Here is a 22985-nt window from a genome sequence, read left to right as displayed (position 1 = left end):
TTGGAGAGAATCGGGCACATACTTGTATGAGACCCAGTTAAAGAACGGCAAATATGTTTAAAAAACGAGTAAAAATGGCTGATATAAGCGGCAATTCGAGTGACGCTACCTTGGTTATGGCGTCACTCGGTGGAGATCGAGACGCTTTCTGCGAAATTGTTACCCGTTATCAAAGCCTGTTGTGCTCCATAGCCTATTCTTCGGTAGGCGACCTAAAGCACAGTGAAGACATTGCCCAAGAAGCCTTTGTCGAAGCCTGGAAAAAGCTGGATACGCTGCACGACCCGGTGAAGCTAAAGTCGTGGTTGTGCGGGATCTTACGTTTTAAAGTCAGCCACTTTCGCCGCAAGGAAGCAAAGCAGCCTGTAAAAGACGCCAACGAGCTTAGCGAAGCTACAAGTGGGGTGTCTGCCGATGAGGAATTAGAGAATAGGGCAATCCGAGAACAAGAACAGGCATTGCTGTGGCAGGCACTAGAAAAAATGCCAGAAAACTACCGCGAACCTCTGATTTTATTTTATCGAGAACAACGTTCGGTTGAACATGTCGCCGATGAGCTTGAGTTGTCAGAAGACGCGGTCAAACAGCGGCTCTCCCGTGGCCGCAAGCTGTTGCAAGAAGCCATGATCACCTTTGTGGAAGACACCCTGGAAAAAAGCAAACCGGGTGCAGCATTTACCATGGCGGTTCTTGCCGCTATCAGTGGCGCTTCTTCGCCCCCGGTAAAAGCCGCAGCGTTGGGGGTGGGTGTCGCCAAAGCGGGCTCGTCATTTAAGTGGACTTCTTTGATCACGATTCTGGCTCCATTTTCTGGCTTAGTCAGTTCATTCTTTGGTTTGAGAACGGGTCTGGATCAATCTCGGACACCCAGAGAGCGACGAAGCACTATAAAATTTGTCGCACTCTTTATGCTCATTGCCATTGTGTATGTCGCTGGAATGTTCGCTTTTAAGCATCTCGCTGTTAACAATGAGCAGAGTGCAACGCTTTATGCCATTTTCTCACAGTGTCTGGTTTTCGGGTTCTCGGCCAGTTACATCATTCTAGTCATTCGTATGTTCAAAGATATGCGTCAACTTAGGGCTCAGGAGCGTCTATTTAACCCTGAGGCCTTTGAAAGTGAAGCTCATCAAGTGGGTTCTAAACAACGAGAATACAGGAGTCGTTTTTGTTTGGCGGGGATACCTTTGCTGCATTTTCGATTTGGTATGCCAGAGCAGGGTGATAAGCCCGTCGTAGGTTGGATTGCCGGGGGCGAACATGCCTTCGGTTTATTGTTCGCCTGGGGTGGGATAGCGATTGCGCCGATCAGTGTCGGCATTATATCGGTGGGTGTGATCAGTATAGGGGCGATAGGTCTTGGTTTGATTGGACTCGGTACGGTGGCCATCGGAGTCGTTGGCTTCGGCGCATCGGCCATTGCCTACAAAGGTTATGCTTCACTGTCTGCATTAGGCTGGGAAAGTGCCTACAGTGGTGGATTTTCCATAGCTAAAGAAGCTGCTCTCGGGCCAATTTCTTTCGCCAAGCATATTAATAATGAGCAAGCGGCAGAGATAGCAAACCTGGTCCTCTTTGCACAAAGCTACCTTTGGGCTTTAGGTTTCATATCCATACTTGTGATTGTCCCAGCGGCTTTGTATTCCAACAAGGTGCGTCAGAGAATGGGAAAAAATTAACTACGGATGCTATCAACATTCTGGGCTTCGGTGAGCTACCGAAGCATCAATTGAACATTTAACGAGAGGTATAATTTGATGGAAGCGATCTACTACATTTTTTCTTGGGGTTCTCCAGTAGGATTGGGCATGTTCTTTTTATTATCAGGCATAGGGGCTGGAATATTTTGTTTGGGGCTTTCACGTTGCCAGAAAGAAAAATAAAGGTTGAAAGCCTCATTGGCCGAAAAGATGACCGATGTTCAAGAAAATGACATTTTTTACACATTTATCATGGCATATTATTGATTTCTAAGCATACTGAGAGTTAGTTCGGTATCGTTAACAGGTGTCGTTGCTTCCCTTATGAAACTGTTGTTAATAGAAGATCACGAAGATAACGTCGTGTTAACGCCTCCCTATATGCATAATGGCACAATCACGAATTTACGAGGTGCCATTGAGTTTTATGATGGTATTGCCAACCCATCCAATAATCCTGACTTAGCTAACCTCGAGTTTAACGATGTCGATGAAGATACAATATTGGCGATAGAAGCCTTTCTTCAATCGTTGACAGACGAAAACTTCGATAGCGTCATACCTGAAAGAGTTCCAAGCGGTCTTAATCCTGGGGGTAATATTTAAAATTGAACAGGAATGAAAGAGGTGGTGTCGTTATTGTAAAATATGCGGCATAAACGAATGTTAATGTTAGTGATTATCCTCAAACAAGCTTGTATGGAAAGTTAGGAAGCGTGGCTGCTGATAGAACCTGTTTAGAATGACTGATACTCACAAACCTTCTACCCAACAAGTTGAAGTCATTTGTTAATGAGTTTTTGAAAGCGGAAAATAAAAACGCCGTTCGAATAGTCGAGCGGCGCTTTTTAGAAAAAGATTAGACAGGGTTATGTCATTCGTCATGATCTTTTGGCGGAGAGCCGAGAACCGTCGGCTCTAGTCGCCATTTATCCAGCGTAGTACATTATCATGCCAGATTTCAGAGTGCTGCTGTTGCGTAATAACTTGTTTTTCTAGCGCATCGTCAAGCAATCGTCCTGGATACCAGCCTTCGACAGTCTCCATTTCTCCAAGAGGATAAGGATCGTCAATACCACAGAGTATTTGGTTCGAACCATGTCGATTGAGCATTAATTGCAAGGTATAAGGATCGTGAACCAGCGTGTCAAAGTAGACATTTTCATGGGCCAAGATATCGTTGGGATGATAGGCACCAGTAAATAGGTCGGGGCGTCCTTCCAGTCCTTGAATCACTCTTGCATGATTGGCTTGTGCCAGCATGGCACCATGGGCAAAGCAGGTTCTTATTTGCGGATACTGCTGGGCGATTCCATTGAGTGCATACATCATGTAAGTATCGGCTGTTTGAGCCATCATCCATACTAAATGGTGACGCCAAAATGTGTTTTTCATATTGACGAGTTTGTCTGCATCGTAAGGATGAATTTCTATTGCCAGTTTCAGCTCATTGGCCAGTTCATATATAGGTGCTAGTGAAGAGTCGGCTACGGATACCCATTCTTGATCCTGGTTTAAGTAATGAGTAGATAAGCAGAGCAGTTTTAGATCGTGCTCTTTAACACAGCGCTCTATCTCTGCTAACGCTTGATCGATGTAGGCGGGTTGTACGACAAAGCCAGTGGTCAAGCGTTCTTTGTTCTCGGCTTGTACTTGTGCGTTAAAGTCATTTTGAAAACGAATGATGTCATGGCAATCCTCTTCGCTGTAGCCATTACAGTAAAGCTGCGATAAGGTGAGGATAACTTCATGGTCGATTTGATGCTTATCCATCCAGGCCAGCTTTTCGTTCAAGAAGAAGCTATCGTCAGTGATGGGCCTTTTCCAATTGGCCTGACACATATATTGCCCATCGTCGCTGACCCAAAAAAACTCCTTCTCTTTCATAAAACGAGGGATTTGATGAGCATAAGGCAACAAATGGCCATGGCTATTAATCTTTTTGGTCATTTTATTATTCTTCAATTTGGCTTCACTGAATACGTGAGCTCTTAGGTCTAGGTGCTTTGACTATGATGATAGGGTATATGGTTTACACTTCGCAAACTACTTTTTGCAATAAGTTGTTAGGTGCGGGCTTGCCTTAGTAGACAAGTCTTAAGAAGGCTATGTAACGGTATGCTGGATTGCTCTTTTACTAACTATACAAGTAGTTTCTGTTTTTTGCGTTGCTGCGACCCGTTTTTGGGATTTAGTGAAGGGGAAAGCTTGAGTAGTCGCCTTTGGAGCATGTTAAGCTGTCAATCAACTTCCATGCTCGCATTAAAACACCTTCGGCGTATAAAATATGACCATGTCGAAACCGATTGGTAAGGGACAATAAAAGTGAAAAATACAATAATATCACTGATTCTATTACTGGCAATGAGCCTATTCAGTAACAAAGTTATCGCTTGCGGCAAGCTTACTGGTAAATTCGCTGAAGTTCCGAAAGAGGCTCAAGAGGTTCTAACGTTGGCATTAGGGCTGTTTTGTAAGTTACAGGGCAAAAAGCCACAATGGAGAAATCTGAGAATCACTCAAGTTGCTCGGGGTATCGATTCTCAAGCAAGAATGATTGCTTTATGCCTGCAAAGAGACGGCTGTACCGTTTATGAAAATCAGGAAGCCATTACCGAAATTAAAAGTTTGAAAGACAAAAGCCAACAGAGCATTGCCAATAAAATCAGAACACAAATCGAACGTGGTTGCTATGTCTCAAAACACTTAACCAATCGTGGAGTTGATGTTGGCACAGGTTGGGAGTCTCAATTCGAAAATTACAAAACGCTCGTCGATTCTTTAGCAACTATTATTAGCGAGATGAGTTACACAGTCGGTAAGAAAACTTATAAACCCATCGTGATTAACAAGAGGCATGGAACGGGGCCACATTTACACATTAACTTTCCGCCTTATGGTTTTAACCCGAAAAAGTGTCCTGGTAGCTCGTAATTAATAAAACCAAATAAATTTTCTCTTGATATATATGGATATCTGCATATTGAGTGTCTAAATGGCTACCTATAGGTATAGAAAAGCATATTAAAGAGGGCTTACGAAGAATGCTTTGTGCATATCTTTGAAAGATTGGCTCAAGTTTTTAAATTAGGCGCAAAAGAATTAGAGATAACCTCCTTAGAGGAGGTGGATTATCGTTTCAAATATCAAGAGGATTGATTGTATTTTGCTCGCTTTAAACCTCTTTACTGTGAATTTGCACAATGTGCAAAAATATTGCAGTAAATGTGCAACCAAAACAAGCATCTCGTTACCTACTAGCCATAAAGATTTGAGGTAATGAAATCACAATGCATAGAAGTAGTATTAGCAACACCATAAAAATAGTCTCAGAAATCCTACAAATAACAGAAGCAAAATCCTATCCCAATGGTTGGGAAATGATCATCGAAGGCAACGACTCGGCCATTATCACTCTGAATGAAAAGTCTGAAGTACTGGAAGTGTCGGTCTCTCTCACATTGAATGAAACAGTACCAATCAACGAGTACTATGAAACTTTGTTGCGTTTCAACGCACTTGGTCATGAAACTGGAGGGTTGAAGTTTTTTATTGAAGGGGGTGAAGAACCCGACTTGATTCTTTCTTTTCCTATATCCGTTTCATGCTTTGTCCCTGATCAGGTCGCAAGCCTGATTGAGAATCTATTCAAAGTAAAACGGCAATGGGAAACTTTACTTAATGCAACTAACACGTCACAAGATGCTGCTTCCACTTTTGGCATGATGGTGTAATTAATCCATTTGAAGAGGAACTAAAAAATGCCTGATCTAACAATGCCTGTGCAAGGTGATATAACACGAGGTTTATTTGATATTATAAACCAGTTTGATAAAGTTTCTGACAGCGCTGAGATCCGCTGTAAAGATGGTTCAACTTTGTATGCTAAAGAACAAACAACAGGATTTAATCTTTTTGGCTCACGTACTTCTCACCGCAATGGTGGGTTAGCACTCGTTACTCAATTGTTAGAAAAACGATTAGGAACAGATGGCGCTAAAGCCGCTCTGGCCGATGTAATGAAAGAGCGAACAACGCTTACTTTGGGGGATGTAAAGCAACTAGCAAAAACACATAATCCAGACTTGCAAGCTTTGATTGGAAAGACGGTTGATCCTGCTACAGCGCAATCATTGGAAAACGTTGTATTATTTGATGGTTTTGGTCGCGTGGTAGAATTTCTGGATGAGCAAGCGATTGAGAATGATGCGAGTATTTTAGAGCGACTCACTCAGGGTATAACCGCTGGATTAATTGAAACCAACTCGCGCTCCGAGAGAAACACCTATAAAACAGAGGGTGAATGCGTTATTGCAATGATCAGTCAGCTTAAGCAAGAAGATTCTGCGATTGCTGATCAATGTATTTCAACATTAAAAGCGACCTGGTTATCCGGTGAAATGTCTCAGCAAAGAGTGCACGAAGTTTTTACAAGTATTGCAAACCAGGATGGGCTGTCAGAGGTTTCTCAAGACCTTGCATCAGAATTACTCACCCACATTGAGCAAGAAAAGCCATTAACTCAGTATCAGGATGGTCTCTACTCAAGAAAGTTTGAAAGTGAATTAGTTCGGGAGCTTGTGCAAAATACACCTGATACAGTGCGGAATGCCAGCGCTAAGATGGGCCAGTATATCGTTGATCAGTTAGTCAATGCTGCGACAACCGATGGTGTGTTGAATGAGGGAGAACTTAATAGTGCTTTGCGAGAACTGGCTTGTGTCATTGAAGGAGATACTCGTCCCTGGTTTGAAGAAACACCCGATATTAAAAGTTTTATTGATGAGCCAACGTTGGAAAACTTCACCCAAATGATGACTCAGGTGAATAATGGTTTTGATACCATTAAAGTGCCTTTTGTTTCTGTTAAGCTTGCGACTACATCTAACGATATCATGAAGCAAAGTTGCTCTCATTGGAAAGCACCTGCGACGATTCTGTATGGCCAGGTAAAGAGCGCTCGTTCGACTGATGATCAAATATCATCAATCAGTCAACCCAAAAAACAGGGAAGTGAAGAATCGGTAACCATTCATACCAAGGTTCAGAGTACTAAAACACAGGATTATGGTACTCGTCTGAATTATCAGCCTCGTAACGATGAGTTTGGGTTCTCGACCTATGGTAAAAGTTTTGCGGATGCTAAGATTCCAAACAGTCAAGGTAGTGGTGTATCAGCATTTGAAGAACGAGCATTAACAAATAACTCTGTAGTAGTAAGTGGCACATCCGGCTCGACTAATTTATTAACTTTTCTGGGAAGAGAAATGGAGAAAACCGTTGATGGCTTCAGCGTTGATGATATGTATCTTCCTGCGATGATGTTCCTGACATTTGATGGAGGTCACTCAATCAATGAGTCCTGGTCAGTATTCAATGCGATGAAGATTCAACGCCCCATAGAAGAAATAGGGCAGACGCTGAATCATACTGTTCTTGATTACCGTGCATTAATGGATTTACTTCCTCAAGACGACCAGGGGAACTTTGCTACTGCCATTGATAATGCAATTGAGCGTGTTGTCGAAATGAGAGAATCGATTCATTAGATAGCTAAGAGAGTGATGTTTTGTGAAGAGGTGCTAGCACCTCTTCAATGGCAAGAGTTCTCAACCGATGATTCATTCATAAGAAGTCCTCTTTCTATAACTTAAGTCTCAAACTATTCTCAATCAGCATGTTTCAAAAAATAGCGAATATTAACTCAAAGAGAATGAGATTAGGGAGCATTTTGGTCTCTTTGTTTCTTGAATGGTTAAAAGAAAAGGACTTTTATTCCCACGGTTCTGACAGTAGCTGCTTGAGGAGTTCTACTTGCTCCACACCTATTTTGTCAGCAATAGCCGCTTCTACTTTATCCATGGCAATACCAATTTGTTGTCGAAATTGTTGCCCCTGTTGAGTGATGTGCACTATTTTGGCGCTTAGATTTTCTTCATCTTCTTTGAGTTCTAATAACCCCAGCTCCACCAAACTTGCGACGGTTTTTTGAGCGGCCTGTCGGCTGACACCCAATCGTTTTGCCAAATTGGAGATGCTGGAGGGCTTTCCTCTTAACTGCGCGAATATTCGACCCTGTGCCAGAGTTAATTGCTGAATGCCTGACTCGTTCATGAGATCGAGCTGCATCTGCTCCATCCATTCTAATCGTTGGAGCAATAAGGTCTTGAGTTTGTTACTGAGATCAATTGTTTGCATAGGTGTCAATACTAGTTGACACTCAGAGCAATATCAACCTATTATGTGTCAACTACGGTTGACGCTGGTGGTAGATAACAAAAGGAAAGATTTGGCTAAGAAGCCATAGATAGCCATAAGGCAAGCTTTTTGCAGTCGAGCAGGTGCGGTAAATGTCTTGCCTTATTGCTATTTAAGAGGTTGTTTAGCTATGAAAAATCCTACTCACATTGTGATTGTTGGAGGTGGTGCCGGTGGATTAGAACTGGCCACTAAGCTTGGTGATACGCTAGGTAAAAGGAAGCAAGCCAAGATTACTCTGGTTGATGCCAATCGCACCCATATATGGAAGCCACGTCTTCACGAAGTCGCCACGGGGGCGCTCAACGCCACAGTGGATGAACTGTCTTACGCCGCTCACGGCTATCATCACCATTTTGAATTTATTTGGGGAAAGATGGATGGCCTGGACAGGGATAACAAACAAATCAGCCTGGCTCCATTATCGACAGAAATTGAGAATATTCTTCCACCGCGAACATTAAACTATGATCAACTGGTGATTGCGGTTGGCAGTCAAACCAATGATTTTGGTACGCCAGGAGCAAGTGAGCACTGTATTTTTCTGGACCGACGCGAAGCCGCTGAAGAATTTCACCAAGCTTTTTTGACTATCTATATGAAAGCTTCCGCGAGTGCACAGGTCACTGCATCATCAGCCGATATTTTGGCAGACAAAGAGCCGAACACCGAGTCTAACGCACAATCGAATTCCATTTCTCATACTTCAACAGAACAACCAGAGAAAGAAAAATTTGCCATTGCAATTGTAGGCGGAGGAGCGACAGGCGTTGAGTTAGCTGCAGAGATTAAAGCCGCCGCAGAACATCTATCTAAATATGGCTTTCAGGGCATTTGTCCTGAGAATGTTTCTATTACCATTATCGAAGCCGCCGATCGTTTGATGCCTGCTTTGTCGCCACGGGCTTCGCAAGCCATATTGAGGCAGCTTTACGCTTTCGAAATAGATGTTTTATTAGGTGAGCTGGTCACTCAAGTTAGTGCCGAAGGTTTGTATACCAAGAGTGGAAAGTTTATTCCGGCGCAGTTGAAAGTGTGGTCTGCCGGAGTTAAAGCGCCAGAGTTTTTAACGCGTCTGGGTGGTCTGGAGACAAATCGAATTAACCAGCTGGTGGTTAAGCCCACGTTACAAACGACCTTAGATGAGAACATTTTTGCATTTGGTGATTGCGCACAATGTGCAATAAAAGGTTCTGATAGAAGCGTACCCCCTCGAGCGCAAGCGGCTCATCAGCAATCCAGTCTATTGGCAAAGTCGCTGCGAGATAGTATTGCAGGCAAACCGTTAAGAGAATTCAATTATCAAGACAAGGGATCGTTAGTCTCTCTAGGCAAACAAGGCAGTGTTGGGAATATGATGGGCAATCTTAGCAAGGACTTTACTTTCGAAGGTAAAGTGGCTCGTTGGTTATACGTCATGCTTTATCGCCTGCACCAGAGTGCATTGCACGGTTGGGGAAAAACCTTACTTCTTACCATACGCGATAGAATCAATAGAAAGATGAATCCGTCCATGAAGCTGCACTAATGGCAGTCTTTAAAAGAGGATGACCGTCGCTACAACGGTCATCCTCTCCCTCTAAACTCCATCTATAGGCATAACCTTAAGTTTCAGAGCACTAATTCCTTTAGCAAAATCCTCCTGTAATAAATGTAAAAGACAGGGCTACTTGTATAAGTAGCCCTGTTGCTTTTATCTAAACAAGCTTTACTTACAACTCTCTATCTTTGGTTGGAAATCTCAATTTAATTCTTTGTGTTCGAACTATATTGTGATTGATATTTATACAAATATATTGGTGTTTTCTGTAAAAACAGCTACTAATTTGACGTAAACAGACTATAACTCCTATCTAGGGCTCGTTTGATCCTTTGAGTTAAAAGTATTACAATTGTTTTTAATTGATTGTTTAATTAAAAAAGAATTATGCCAAAACTCGGAATGACACCCATTCGTCGGCAGGAACTTATCGAAGCAACGATAGAAACCATCGCTGAGCTGGGGTATCAAAAAACAACCCTGACTCATATCAGTAAGAGGGCGGGTTTATCTTCAGGGATTATCAGTCACTACTTTGGTAGCAAGCAGGAGTTGATCGAAGCCAGTGTTCGTTACTTGATTGGCGAACTTAAAAGAGACTTACTTAAGAGTCTTGGGGAGCGCGAGGTTTCGGCAGAAGAACGCCTGATGTTAATCGTTGAGGCGAATTTTTCTTCTACTCAAATAGCCAGTGCAAACACCAAAAACTGGTTAACTTTCTGGTCTCAATCCATGCACGACCCTATGCTCAAACGCCTGCAGAGGGTGAACAGTAAGAGGTTGGCCAATAACCTGCTTTTCAGTTTTAAAGAGCTGCTTCCTATCGAACAAGCAAAAAAAGCCGCTTTAACCACCGCGGCCATGATCGATGGCTTCTGGCTGCGTTTCGCTTTAAGTCACGAACTGTCAATGAATCATCAGCAAGCCATTGGATTTTGCAAAGGCTACATTAAACAGATTATCGAGTCACAAGAGGTTCACGAAATTTTATGAAACCAATTCAAAACTTCATACATGGGGAATATGTAGCAAACACCTCCGGTGAAACTTTTGAAGTCTTAAACCCAGCTTCAGGCGAATTGTTATATAACATTGAAGTGGCCGATGAAAGCATAAAACAAGCCGCGATAACGAGCGCAGCTCAAGGCTTCAAAGACTGGTCGAGTAAGACAACCATGGAACGCAGTCGTATTTTGCGAAAGGCCGTGGCAATTTTGAGAGAACGCAACGACGAACTCGCTAAAATTGAAGTCTTAGAAACCGGCAAGCCTTGGCAAGAAGCATCGGTTGTTGATGTTGTTACGGGCGCAGACTCCATCGAATTTTTTGCGGGTGTGATCCTTGGGATGGAAGGCAATCAACAAGATCTTAGCGGTGACTTTTATTATAGCCGACGGGAACCTCTCGGTATTTGCGCGGGCATTGGCGCCTGGAATTATCCTTTGCAAATTGCTTGCTGGAAATCAGCGCCTGCATTGGCTTGTGGCAACAGCATGATTTTTAAACCGTCAGAAGAAACACCATTAGGTGCACTCAAGCTTGCCGAAATTTTTATCGAAGCCGGTGTTCCCCCTGGTGTTTTTAATGTTGTTCAAGGTGATGGTGAAGTCGGAGCCTGGTTAACAGCGCACGAAGACATCGCCAAAGTATCTTTTACGGGTGAAGTGGGTACTGGCAAAAAAGTGATGGCTTCTGCGGCTTCCAGTCTAAAAGAAGTGACTATGGAATTAGGTGGTAAATCGCCGCTTATCATATTTGATGATGCCGATATCAACGAAGCGGTATCCGCTGCAATGCTAGGTAATTTTTATACCCAAGGCGAAATTTGTACTAATGGTACTCGAGTGTTTGTTCATCAAGACGTTTATGAAGAGTTTGTTGAGCAATTGTTAACTCGCACAAAAAATAATATCGTCATAGGTGATCCTATGAAACCAGAGACTAATCTGGGCGCACTCATTTCTAAAAAGCATCAAGACTTAGTACTCAATTATATTCAAAAAGGCATCGAGCAAGGTGCTACTCTTTTGTGTGGCGGAAAACAGTCAAAGCCAACAGGGTGCGAAGAGGGGTATTTTGTGGAGCCTACAATCTTCACTGACTGTAATGACGATATGACTATCGTGAAGGAAGAAATCTTTGGACCTGTTATGTCCATTCTTACTTTCTCAAGTGAAGACGAAGTGATAGAACGCGCTAACAACACCCATTACGGTTTAGCTGCAGCGGTGTTTAGTAATAATATCAAGAGAGCCCATCGAGTTATTCATCAGTTAGAAGCCGGCATTTGCTGGATTAATGCTTATGGTGCATCACCTGCCGAGATGGCTGTTGGTGGCTATAAGCAGTCGGGTATTGGCCGAGAAAACGGACTCGAAACTATCAAACATTACACGCAAACCAAGTCGATTTACGTTGGAATGAGCAATTTGGAAAGTCCTTTTTAGATCATGGACACTATGATGACTTACGATTATATCATTGTGGGCGCTGGGTCGGCCGGTTGTGTGTTGGCGAACAGACTTTCTGAAGATGCATCCAATAGAGTTTTGCTACTCGAAACTGGCGGTTCCGATAACAGCCTGTTTATCCAGATGCCGACCGCTTTGTCTATTCCTATGAATACTAAAAAGTATGCCTGGCAATTTCATACGGAGCCGGAACCTTTCTTAAATAACCGTCGTATGCACTGCCCTCGAGGGAAAGTACTCGGTGGTTCATCGTCGATCAATGGCATGGTTTATGTGCGAGGTCATGCAAAAGATTTTGATGAGTGGGAAGAGCACGGAGCAGAAGGGTGGAACTATCAAAACTGTTTGCCTTATTTTCGCAAAGCTGAGTCCTGGTATCTTGGCGAAGATGCATACCGTGGAGGCGATGGCCCCTTGGGTGTGAACAATGGCAACGAAATGGCAAACCCCTTGTATCGTGCTTTTGTTGATGCTGGAGTAGAGGCCGGATACCTCTCAACAAAAGACTACAATGGTGAGCAGCAAGAAGGCTTTGGTCCTATGCACATGACGGTAAAAGATGGTCGTCGTTGCTCAACCAGTGCTGCTTATCTTAAGCCCATTATGCATCGTAAGAACCTTACTGTAAAAACTGGCGTTCTTGTTGACAAAGTCATTGTAGAAAACAAGCAAGCCATCGCTGTAGAGTTTTTAAGAAAAGGTAAACGTCTTCGAGCAAATTGCAATAAAGATATAGTTCTATCAGCAGGTCCTATCGGTTCTCCTCATATACTACAGCGATCAGGAATCGGTAATGCAGATGATCTGAAAGAGGCTGGAATTGAGGTAAAACATTCATTGCCTGGAGTCGGTTACAATCTTCAAGACCACTTAGAGTTTTATTTTCAATTTAAATGCAAACAACCGATCACTCTCAACGGAAAGCTCGACTGGTTCAGTAAAGGTTTAATCGGTGTTCGCTGGTTACTAACGAAGTCAGGGCTTGGCGCTACTAATCATTTTGAGTCTTGTGGATTCATTCGTTCAAAAGCTGGCGTTGAATGGCCCGACATGCAGTATCACTTTTTACCTGCAGCCATGCGCTATGATGGCCGCTCAGCTTTTGATGGTCATGGCTTCCAGGTTCACATCGGTCACAACAAGCCGAAAAGCCGCGGATGGGTTAAGCCAGTGAGTGCTGATCCCAACGAGGCACCTCGTATACTTTTTAATTACCTACAACATCAAGATGATATTGAAGGTTTTCGAGCTTGTGTGCGTCTCACTCGAGAAATTATTCATCAATCAGCTTTCGATGACTATCGAGGCGAGGAAATCCAGCCTGGAGTGCAAGTTAACACCGATCAAGAGATCGATGAGTTTGTTCGGCAGTCTGTAGAAAGTGCCTACCATCCTTCTTGTAGTTGCAAGATGGGTAAAGACAAAGATTCTGTGGTTGATGAAAACACAAAAGTTCATGGCATTGAGGGATTACGAGTGGTGGATTCCTCAATATTTCCAACCATTCCCAATGGCAACTTGAATGCACCGACGATCATGGTTGCCGAACGAGCTGCCGATCTCATTTTAGGAAAAGTACCGTTACCTGGTTTAGATGTTAGAACAGACGTAGCGGAGAACTGGCAAACGCAACAACGATAACTATTTTTATTTACAATAAAAAAGACTATAACGCTCATAGAAGGAGGGCAGAATGACTTTGTGGCTCACAGCTGGAATGTTACTTACCATGACAGCTGTTATTTTTATTTTATTACGTTGGGGAAACCTTAAGTGCGTCGGCGTGACACCCGTACATACTTTCACATTCATCGCAATACTCTTTACCTCGGGTCTCGATGTTGGCTTGATCATGTTTCCGTTAACAGAATTTGCAGGTTATGCTGACACAGCAACGAGTCCTGAATACGCTTTTGCCAATCCGCTCGCAATTGAGTTTGGCTTTTGGGGGTTCTTAATATGGGCGTTTTACTTTGTCACCTGCTTTTACTTTTGCGTTATAGAACCCAAGGTCAAATTTTTTGAAATACCTTGGGTGAAGTGGATTAATAACATCATTATTATCGGGACTTGTGCCTTTACAGCTTATCTATTGCTATCAAATTTACCCTGGTATTTGCCTGAGCTAGGAGATGGCAAGACTATTATTCCTACTTTTTATGCTCTGGTCTTTATTGCTATTGCTTTTGCCGTTTATTCGAGTAGTGATCTCAAGTATGTTCGTATATTAAGCTTGTCAACAACCTGGTTATTTGTGGGCTTGATAGCTCTATTGTGGGTTAATGCATTTATCGTAGAGTCTAATCCAGTTTCAGAGTACTTTGGTACTTTATCTTTGATCGGTGATTACTTTACTAATATTCATCAGTTTCTTCTGCCTCTCAACGATTATCATGAGTTTTATTTATTTTGGTGGTTTGCGTGGAGCATTATGATTGGACAGTTTACTTCACGTTTTGTAGGCGGATTAAAAGCTTATCAAGTATTGCTTGCCATGTTGATTTTCCCTTCAATTCCTATCGCACTATGGTTTAGTGTCCTTTATTTTTATCATTCAAATGGGATATCTACAGCGGGTCTACTTAACATTTCTATGATTATAGTAGGTATTACCTTTGTTATTAACTCTCTAGACTCTCTCATCCGATTGTATACAGACAACTTGGACTTAACCGTTAAGCGGCTGGGTAAGTTAAAATACTTTGTGATGAACTTTGTTGCTCTGAGTGTTTTGACATTGTTATTTAAGCTCGACTTTCTAAAAATTCAGTGGGTTGGCGCATTAGTAATCGGGTTATTCTTCGGTTGTTTGGCATTCATCCTGGTTAAGCATCTAAAGAGCTTAAAAGGAATGACAAAAGAAAGCGAGTCGCTTGCTGTTGATTTTGAAAAAATTAAATCTATACACTAAAAAATTAAGAGAAATACGAATGAAAAACTTAACAACTTTATTAGTTGCTCCTATCGCATTAAGCTGTTCTACATTAGTGCAGGCAGACTTTTCTGCAACTACCAAATTGGCTTCTGATTACACTTTTAACGGTGTCAGCCAAACTCAAAATGATCCTGCTCTTCAGGCGAGTCTGGACTATAGCGGTTCCGAAGGTTTTTATGCTGGAACCTGGGCTTCAAATGTTGATTTTGGGCCTGCTGATGGCACTGATTTAGAGTGGGATTTCTATGCTGGACAATTTCTGCAACTAAACGAAACGGTGACTCTGGATTACGGTATTGCTTACTATACTTATCATGGTGGTGATAACTCGAGTGATGGAAACTACCCAGAAGCTTATACAAAATTTGGTTTTGCTTCTGAATACGGTACAACGGGTGTTAATCTGTGGTATAGCTGGGATTATTTTGGTTCTTCAGAAAGTCATACGGTCATCATGTTGACTCACAGTATTGAGTTGAAGAAAGGCCACAATCTTACCTTCACTATTGATCGTTCTTTTTACAACAATAGCGACAATCGATTCTGGGATGGCAATAACGGCTATCAACATTTTAGAGTTGGTTACACTACTCAGATCAATGGATTTGACCTGGAAATCGCAGCAGAGAACACTAGCATGGATCTTGATACTGCGGATGAAAGAATTGTCCTTTCAGTAGCTAAGACCTTTAGTCTATAAGGAAAGTATAACCTGACTCACTTGCTGGCAAGTGAGTCAGACTCAAAGTCTGTTGAGCTTTTCTATTCAGAGTTATTTTCAAAAAATACTCTACAAAAGAGCAATAGGCTTTAAGCTTTAGGTTCTGGCTCCTTTGCTGTAATGGCTCCTATCTCAAGAACGGGAGCTGCGTCTAATTCACTGGCATCCATCATTGAGGCAACACGTCCAAATGAAGACAAGAGTAAGTTCTGCTCCCAAAGCTCTAAAGTACTAAATCTTTCAATAAAATGGTCTTGCAGTGGCTTGGGCGCTTTCTTTAATAATTTTTCTCCGTTCTCGGTTATAAAAATTGAAACCCTACGACGATCTTCTGTACTTCTAATTCGATTAATAATATTACGAGATTCTAAGCGATCAAGAATCGTGGTAATGGTACCTTGACTTAAATTAATGTTATCTGCGATTTGTTTTGCAGTAATACCGTTGTTATTCGCGGTTTCTTGTAACACTAATAGTTGAGGTCCAGTTAAACCTGACTCTTTGTTCAGCTGTTTTGAATGAAGATCGATTGAGCGAATAATTTTTCGCAAAGAAATAAGGAGTTCTTCATATTTTTCCATAGTACAACCACTTGTCTAAAGTACTGTTTTTTAATAGAAACTTAGTTAAAGATAACATGGTTTTGAAAGTCTAGCGAGATTATTATATTCATCTTTACTCCTGCATTCATTTGGTGCCGAAAAAATCTAAGATGTAATTAAGCAGTCATTCAAAAACGCGTTGAAAATAGTTTGAGTACAAAGTATAGTTTTATCATCGAAGCTACCAAAAGTCAGAGGTTTATTGTGCTTAAGCTAAGCTACTTATATTCCCTGTTGTTTGCCGTTTTCAGTGTATTCCCCTTTAAAGTCAACGCAAAAGTTAGCCCAGAAATAGACATTGGGGGAGCTGTCCGTCTTAATTATTCTTGGAAAGATTATGATAGTGAATCGAATGGAACCTTTGACTTCGAACTATTTCGCATTGATATGGATGTAAAACAAGAACAGTGGTTCTTAGACGCACAATTTCGTTGGTATCAAGGTTTTGAAGCCATTCATCATGCTGAAGTCGGTTATAAAGTAGACTCATCGAATACCCTCGTTGCAGGGATTACTCAAGTTCCTTTTGGTATCGCACCTTACGCATCTCACAGTTTCTGGTTTGGCGGGACTTATTATTTGGGGTTGGAAGATGACTATGATGCAGGTATTAAGTGGCGCCATAGCCGGGGAAAGTGGAATTTTGATAGTGCTTATTTTTTCAATAGCGAATACGATAATCCTTCTCGATGGGGACGCTATTCCTTTGATATCGCCAGTTCTTACAATGACGAAAGAAACAATAAAGAAGACGGTGGTTTAAGCTTTCGCGCTCAATATAAACTTGCCAAGCATACAGTGGGTGCTTCATTCAAAACTGGAAAATTTCGAAATCTTGATAGTATGAGTCGCGGCGATCACTGGGCTGCAGGCATACATTTTGATGGACATTTTAATAGCGACTGGAACCTTCAGGCTCAATACATTCTATATGAATATGATGCTGAAAGTCGTTTAGGGACAGGTGATCATCGCATCGCTCTGGCAGCTTTTGAGTTTCCTTTCGAAATCGCCACAAAAGCCGAAGTCTCAACATTCAACATTGCAAAAACCTTTACTATAAAAAATGATTTTGTTGATACGGTCACCTGTTATAACGACAGCACCTATATAAGTGCTTCCGATGAGTCTGGCTTAACAGACTCGGTTCAAAATGTCACTGGCTGTTTGCTAGCCAAAGGCGGCCTATATACCTATGTTGATTGGATTGCAGGTAAAAATATGTGGTTTGCCGGCGGGCCAGGGATCGGTATTTATGAAGGTCATGAAAAATGGCGCTCACGTTTAAATATTAATATTGGTTATTACTTCTAGGGGAAGCCATGAGTGATAAAACTGAAGAGCAACTCGATGTTGAGTCTCCCGTATACGAAACAAATCATGAGGTAGGTGAAAATAATGTTGAACTAATGGGGATGGATTTGCACAATCCAGTTTTCTTTTTTTCCTCATTACTGATCGTTATTTTTGTTATTGGAACACTGGTTTTTCCTGAATCCGCTAAGTTGGCTTTCGACTCATCAAAAGCCTGGTCCATTGCTCACTTTGATTGGCTGTTTATGGTGGGGGGAAATCTGTTTGTCATATTTTGTTTGGCATTAATTCTATTACCCCTTGGCAAGATCACTTTAGGGGGGCCGGATGCGAAACCCGATTTCAGTTTGCTCTCCTGGTTTGCCATGTTGTTTGCTGCGGGAATGGGAATCGGCCTGATGTTTTGGAGTGTGGCAGAACCTGTAGGTTATTTTACTAACTGGTATGGAACGCCTCTAAATACTCCAGAAGGCACGCCTGAGGCAGCGAGAATGGCCATGGGGGCGACGATGTTTCACTGGGGGCTACATCCTTGGGCTATTTATGCAGTCGTTGGTTTATCTTTAGCTTTCTTTGCTTATAACTGCAACATGCCTCTAACCATTCGCTCTACCTTTTTTCCTCTCCTCGGAGAGAAGGTTTGGGGTGGAGTAGGTAATGTTATCGATACACTTGCCGTGTTGGCGACCATCTTTGGCTTAGCGACTTCGCTTGGCTTTGGGGCTCAACAGGCTGCCGGTGGTTTGAATTTCTTGTTTGATATTCCTAATACGATAAACACTCAAATTGCGATCATTTTTGGCGTGACTATGGTTGCCATCTTTTCTGTTGTACGAGGGCTCGAAGGGGGCGTTAAGATTCTTAGCAATATTAATATGTCACTGGCATTTGCTTTAATGCTTTTTGTCATCATTGCGGGTTCGACGACACTGGTAATAAATGGTGTTGTGACCACCTTACTTGCTTATGCAGAAAACATCATTCCGCTTAGCAATTGGATTGATCGTGACGATGACACCTTTTTTCATGGGTGGACAGTCTTTTATTGGGCGTGGTGGATCTCCTGGTCGCCTTTTGTGGGCATGTTTATCGCGAGAATTTCGAGAGGACGAACCATTCGCCAATTTTTGTTAGCAGTATTAATCGTTCCTACTTTGGTAACAACACTTTGGATGGCAACGTTTGGAGGTAATGGTCTGGAGCAGGTTCAACAAGGTTATGGCCAGTTAGCCAACGGAATCACAGATAGCTCTTTAGCGTTATTTCAAATGTTAGAAAATTTACCCATGAGCTCTGTTACCTCCTTTTTGGCCATTGTTTTAGTGCTGGTGTTTTTTATTACTTCATCAGACTCTGGTTCTCTAGTCATCGACAGTATCACCGCGGGAGGTAAGCTTGATGTTCCTGTTACTCAGAGAGTATTCTGGGCAACCATGGAAGGTGTGATCGCTGCTGCATTACTTTTCGGAGGTGGGGCAGATGCACTCGGTGCTTTACAGGCTGCTGCAATAACGGTGGGATTACCTTTCACGGTGGTATTGATTGTTATGTGCTGGAGCCTATATCTGGGTTTAAGAAAAGAATACGTTTTGAAACAGGATTAGTACTTCAGATGTTGAGAACCTGTTAAGCTAAAAATGAACCTAGAATTTACATTAAGTGCAAAATGACACCAAGAAACAATGTCTTGCGTTATTTTGTTGAAGTTTATTCTAGGTTCGGCTTTATTCTTAATGTCTCTATTTTGTCGAGCGATTAGTTAATGGAATACCAGTTCGCTTTCTATTAAAAGCAGCGCAATTTAACTTTACTATCTATCAATAGATGGCTGAGTTAATTCTCTAATACTTTCTACCAGGTTTTGATAATAAGGGTTCCAGGTCAGCCTTGCGTGTATCTTGCCTTCTTCTTCATAGCCCCATGCGGAGTACCAAACTTCTTCTCCTGCTCTACAACGTGCACTAGCATCGTCATCAAAGCTGTTCATACACATTTTTCTTTCACCATTCTGCCCATAGTATGTGTTGTGGGGAGCAAATAGTGTACTCATGTGAGAGCCTGTACTTATCTTGTGAGCGTCGAGCTTCATGGTAAAAGTCTTAATTGATGGCTGCTTGAAAGTAGATTCACCATACCAAATCAGTTGGCTATTCGGGTTAGTGAAATTATCTTCATAGAGAGTTTTAATCGCATAAGGATCAACAACACTATCGGCTTCGCTTATTACAATTAAGGTTGGGATCGTTACCTTTTGCTGTTCTAACAAATCTCTAAGTCTTTCTGCGCTGTCAGAGTAGGCAATTGCGCCATTGATAGGGGCAGAAGTGTAACGGGCAATATTATGTTCTTTGGCAGTGTAGCCATCAGTAAACAATGATACAAAAGGGGCTAACTTTTCCAGAAACGGCGCTTGCGATTGAAACCCTGGAGAAAATAGCAACAGGCCATCGATGTTGCCTTGCTTAACTGCATGAATCGTCACAAGGTTAGCGCCCGTCGAAAAACCGCCTAGCCACACTTGCTCAAATTCTTGCTTCATCAAATTGGCGTAGTGATCTACCGCAGTTTGCCAATCGTTGTAGCCTGGAAGTTTTAAATCGTCAGGTTTACTGCCGTGGCCGGGTAGCAGGAGTGTTCGAACATGAAAACCTTGTGCTCGCAGCGTGACAGCAAGGTCAGAAAAGCTATATGGAGAATCGCCAAGCCCATGAACTAATAAGATGGCCTTGCTTGATGGCTGTTCTGGCGTGAGTTCGAAGGGCATGTTCATGGACACTTCTTTATCATGAGCCGACGTAATATAAGCTCGATTGCTTGATAGCCAAGTTTTAGTGGTCTTCAGGTATTCAGCAAAACTAGGCTGAATATAGTTGTAGTATTGCTGGGACTTAAACAGAGGAGCATGGCTGTTCGAAAGAGTGCTACAGCCGACGTTAACAATCAGTAGCGTCAAAGTTAGCACGATGCGAATGAAAGTATGATTCATTGATAAGTCCCGTATTTAAACATGTGGCTAGAAGACAAAGGTGAACTCTAATATTGTGGCGATAGGACAAGGAGTTACCTGTTGGTGTGCTTCTGTAGCGGCTTAAACTTAGCTCCATTTTAGTGCAGTTTATTTGAGCCGAAAACAAACAAAACCGCTTTAATTGGATACAAAAATACGGTCACTTCTCTCGATTTGTTGATTAAAGAAATGAATTAACGCTTGCCAAATAATAATTTCAGCGTACACTTGTGCACTCAACTGGGCGTACATGTGTACGCTGAAGTAAAGGCCCTTATTATGCAAGTTGTTGATTGGCTATCCAAAAATCTACTTCATCATCAGACATTAGCTGGCTACATCGAACCCTTGATGCAGATGTTTAAGCCAGCATGGCGTTCGATGATGTTCCGAGCAAAAGTCCTATCGCAAAAATCCATTGGCCAAGATGTTATTGCGTTGGAGTTAACCGTGCCTAAGCGTTGGCCAATGCACAGAGCGGGTCAGCATATCGCCCTGACCGTGGAACTTGATGGTCGCTTAATGACGCGTACCTTTACCATTGCATCGAGCCCAGAAATAGCAAAGCGTCTTGGTTACGTTCGGCTAGTGATTAAGACATCTGCCAACGGACGCTTCACATCGAACTTGAGCAATATGAAAGTGGGGCAGTGGGTTAATATCTCTGCGCCTTCGGGGGACTTTATTCTCAATAAAGAGGCATCGGATGTTTTGATGCTAGCTGCGGGCAGTGGCATTACTCCATTTATTGCTATGCTGGAATCCTTACCGCCAAAAAATAACCAAAACATTCAACTGCTCTACTATGCCAAACCTGGACAGCACGTTTTGAACGACGAGTTAGAGCAGCTAACCCGTCTCAGGCCCAATGTTACTGTTCGTTATTTGAGTCGTGAAAACGATGGGGACGTGGCACGTCAACTGGCTTCCTATTCTAACTACGATTGGATGGCATGTGGCCCAGGAGATTTTTATAAAAGTATTGAAGAGGCCGCTGGCAAATTGAAAGTTGAACTAAGCAGCGAACATTTTCTTGCTTTGCCTTTGGTTCAGGATACAGAAGTATCTTTGCCTGTGAGCTATCAAGGAACAGAAATACTTATTAAAAACTCCAAAACCTTACTCTCCCAATTAATCGATGCAGGAGCCGATGTAACATTCGGATGTGGCATCGGTATATGCCATCAATGCCAATGTGTTAAGAAAAGCGGTGTTGTTAGAAACATCAAAACGGGGCAGTTGTCTGATGCTGGACAAACTTTGATTCAACTTTGCATTTCTCAACCAGTCACCGCTTTGGAGCTTGAAGTATGAAGGCAACCCCAGATTTTGATTTATTGGCTCAGCAGCTGGATGAGATAAAGCAAGAAACTTTGGATAAAATAGGGCAGAGCGATGCGGATTATATCCGCAAAGTTATCGTTGCTCAGCGTTTGTGTGAATGGTCGGGACGCATTTTGTTAGTGCTTGGTTTTATTAACCCTATCCTTTGGTTGGTGGGTGTTTTGAGTCTCGCTGTTGGAAAAATCCTTGAGAATATGGAAATTGGTCATAATGTGATGCACGGCCAATATGACTGGATGAACGATCAATACATTAACTCAAAGGCGTACGAATGGGACATCGCCTGTGATGGCGCCAGTTGGCATCGTACCCACAATTACGAACATCACACTTTCACCAATATCATTGGTAAAGATCGTGATTTTGGCTATGGGTTACTGCGTTTGTCACAAGACTTTAAATGGCGAGTTAAAAACCTTTGGCAGTTTGCCACCTATCTTATTCTCAGCGCTTTATTTCAATGGGGAGTATCATACCACGAGCTTGCTGCAGAACGCGTTTTCATGGGTAAGAAAAAACGAGGACGAAGCTCGTCGGTCAACCACAGTGAGTTAAAGAAGCGCTTTTTCAGCAAAGGTGCCAGACAGTTAATCAAAGATTATGTGTTGTTTCCGTTATTGGCGGGTCCATTTTTTTTATGGGTTTTCTTTGGTAATTTAGCGGCCAATTTATTACGTAATTTATGGACTTCAACGATTATATTTTGTGGTCATTTTACAGAAAACGTCAAAACTTTCTCTCAGGCTGAGTGCGATAATGAGACCCAAGGCATGTGGTACTACCGACAGGCTCTGGGGTCTTCTAATATAGAAGGCAGCAACTGGTTTCATATATTAACAGGGCATTTAAGCTTTCAAATTGAGCATCATCTGTTTCCTGATTTACCAGCAAAACGTTATTGCGAAATGGCACCTAAGGTGCAAGCGGTATTTTTACAACATGGTATTCATTATAACTCTGGTAGTTTTGTTAAACAGTATGCTTCGGTGGTTAAACGTATCTTACGTTTTTCGTTCCCTTGAACAGTATTTTGGTTCAGTAACGGGCAAGCTTATTATAAACATGATAAAGTTGCGGGCTTTCAAAACAGTGT

The 22985-nt window shown here is 42.2% G+C and carries 19 protein-coding genes; 15 read left to right on the top strand and 4 right to left on the bottom strand.

Translation table 11 applies throughout. The features are described 5' to 3' along the window. Positions 1 to 53: 53 nt before the first annotated feature. The gene (locus tag NH399_RS03085) at positions 54 to 1679 is read left to right on the top strand and encodes an RNA polymerase sigma factor (RefSeq protein ID WP_253036959.1); all 1626 of its coding nucleotides are present in this window, start codon (positions 54 to 56) and stop codon (positions 1677 to 1679) included. Between the two features lie 345 nt (positions 1680 to 2024). Beyond that, positions 2025 to 2306, top strand: a complete 282-nt coding sequence (locus NH399_RS03080) for a hypothetical protein (RefSeq protein WP_253036958.1) — start codon at positions 2025 to 2027, stop codon at positions 2304 to 2306. A 312-nt stretch (positions 2307 to 2618) separates the two neighbouring features. Here NH399_RS03080 and NH399_RS03075 read toward each other — a convergent pair whose 3' ends face one another. Continuing rightward, complete coding sequence (locus NH399_RS03075) at positions 2619 to 3650, bottom strand: amidohydrolase family protein (protein WP_253036957.1); 1032 nt, start codon at positions 3648 to 3650, stop codon at positions 2619 to 2621. A 375-nt stretch (positions 3651 to 4025) separates the two neighbouring features. Here NH399_RS03075 and NH399_RS03070 point away from each other — a divergent pair, with 375 nt between their 5' ends. The 3 genes from NH399_RS03070 to NH399_RS03060 all read left to right on the top strand — a co-directional run bounded on the left by NH399_RS03070 (position 4026) and on the right by NH399_RS03060 (position 7249). Further along, on the top strand, positions 4026 to 4634 hold the full coding sequence (locus tag NH399_RS03070; protein WP_253036956.1) for a hypothetical protein: 609 nt from the start codon (positions 4026 to 4028) through the stop codon (positions 4632 to 4634). A 356-nt stretch (positions 4635 to 4990) separates the two neighbouring features. Next, complete coding sequence (locus tag NH399_RS03065; protein WP_253036955.1) at positions 4991 to 5434, top strand: type III secretion system chaperone; 444 nt, start codon at positions 4991 to 4993, stop codon at positions 5432 to 5434. 27 nt (positions 5435 to 5461) lie between these two features. Then, entirely contained in the window at positions 5462 to 7249 is a 1788-nt protein-coding gene (locus NH399_RS03060) for a hypothetical protein (RefSeq protein ID WP_253036954.1), read from the top strand. Between the two features lie 223 nt (positions 7250 to 7472). Here the strand turns inward: NH399_RS03060 and NH399_RS03055 are convergent, their stop codons facing one another. Further along, complete coding sequence (locus tag NH399_RS03055) at positions 7473 to 7898, bottom strand: MarR family winged helix-turn-helix transcriptional regulator (protein WP_253036953.1); 426 nt, start codon at positions 7896 to 7898, stop codon at positions 7473 to 7475. A gap of 190 nt (positions 7899 to 8088) precedes the next feature. On the opposite strand from NH399_RS03055, the gene NH399_RS03050 reads away from it, so the two are divergent. The 6 genes from NH399_RS03050 (at position 8089) to NH399_RS03025 (ending at position 15604) form a co-directional block, all read left to right on the top strand. Beyond that, positions 8089 to 9486, top strand: a complete 1398-nt coding sequence (locus NH399_RS03050; RefSeq protein WP_253036952.1) for an NAD(P)/FAD-dependent oxidoreductase — start codon at positions 8089 to 8091, stop codon at positions 9484 to 9486. A gap of 399 nt (positions 9487 to 9885) precedes the next feature. Further along, entirely contained in the window at positions 9886 to 10491 is a 606-nt protein-coding gene (betI, locus tag NH399_RS03045; RefSeq protein ID WP_253036951.1) for a transcriptional regulator BetI, read from the top strand. After that, positions 10488 to 11945, top strand: a complete 1458-nt coding sequence (gene betB / locus NH399_RS03040) for a betaine-aldehyde dehydrogenase (RefSeq protein WP_253036950.1) — start codon at positions 10488 to 10490, stop codon at positions 11943 to 11945. The genes betI and betB overlap by 4 nt, the downstream gene beginning before the upstream one ends. 3 nt (positions 11946 to 11948) lie before the next feature. Next, positions 11949 to 13610: a choline dehydrogenase gene (gene betA, locus NH399_RS03035; RefSeq protein ID WP_371876055.1), complete on the top strand. Its 1662-nt coding sequence runs from the start codon at positions 11949 to 11951 to the stop codon at positions 13608 to 13610. Positions 13611 to 13662: 52 nt separating this feature from the next. Next, complete coding sequence (locus NH399_RS03030) at positions 13663 to 14880, top strand: BCCT family transporter (protein ID WP_253036949.1); 1218 nt, start codon at positions 13663 to 13665, stop codon at positions 14878 to 14880. 19 nt (positions 14881 to 14899) lie between these two features. Then, positions 14900 to 15604: a TorF family putative porin gene (locus tag NH399_RS03025; protein ID WP_253036948.1), complete on the top strand. Its 705-nt coding sequence runs from the start codon at positions 14900 to 14902 to the stop codon at positions 15602 to 15604. 110 nt (positions 15605 to 15714) lie between these two features. Here the strand turns inward: NH399_RS03025 and NH399_RS03020 are convergent, their stop codons facing one another. Next, positions 15715 to 16206, bottom strand: coding sequence for a MarR family winged helix-turn-helix transcriptional regulator (locus NH399_RS03020; protein WP_253036947.1), 492 nt, complete (start codon positions 16204 to 16206; stop codon positions 15715 to 15717). Positions 16207 to 16431: 225 nt separating this feature from the next. Here NH399_RS03020 and NH399_RS03015 point away from each other — a divergent pair, with 225 nt between their 5' ends. Continuing rightward, positions 16432 to 17541 (top strand): hypothetical protein, encoded by a 1110-nt coding sequence (locus NH399_RS03015; RefSeq protein WP_253036946.1) that lies wholly within the window; start codon positions 16432 to 16434, stop codon positions 17539 to 17541. Between the two features lie 8 nt (positions 17542 to 17549). Further along, a complete protein-coding gene (locus tag NH399_RS03010; protein ID WP_253036945.1) occupies positions 17550 to 19145 on the top strand; it encodes a BCCT family transporter in 1596 nt (531 codons plus the stop codon). A 206-nt stretch (positions 19146 to 19351) separates the two neighbouring features. Here the strand turns inward: NH399_RS03010 and NH399_RS03005 are convergent, their stop codons facing one another. Continuing rightward, entirely contained in the window at positions 19352 to 20527 is a 1176-nt protein-coding gene (locus tag NH399_RS03005) for a carboxylesterase (RefSeq protein ID WP_253036944.1), read from the bottom strand. A 300-nt stretch (positions 20528 to 20827) separates the two neighbouring features. Here NH399_RS03005 and NH399_RS03000 point away from each other — a divergent pair, with 300 nt between their 5' ends. Both NH399_RS03000 and NH399_RS02995 read left to right on the top strand, forming a co-directional pair. After that, positions 20828 to 21862, top strand: coding sequence for a flavin reductase family protein (locus NH399_RS03000; protein ID WP_253036943.1), 1035 nt, complete (start codon positions 20828 to 20830; stop codon positions 21860 to 21862). Beyond that, positions 21859 to 22914 carry an acyl-CoA desaturase gene (locus NH399_RS02995; RefSeq protein ID WP_253036942.1) on the top strand — a complete coding sequence of 352 codons (1056 nt, stop codon included), beginning with the start codon at positions 21859 to 21861 and terminating at the stop codon, positions 22912 to 22914. The genes NH399_RS03000 and NH399_RS02995 overlap by 4 nt, the downstream gene beginning before the upstream one ends. Positions 22915 to 22985 lie beyond the last annotated feature (71 nt).

It is taken from the genome of Pleionea sp. CnH1-48, from assembly GCF_024124665.1.
GTDB lineage: Bacteria > Pseudomonadota > Gammaproteobacteria > Enterobacterales > Kangiellaceae > JAMXSB01.
The sequence above is the reverse complement of the archived record's forward strand: the minus strand, read 5'-3'. Positions and strand labels throughout refer to the sequence as shown.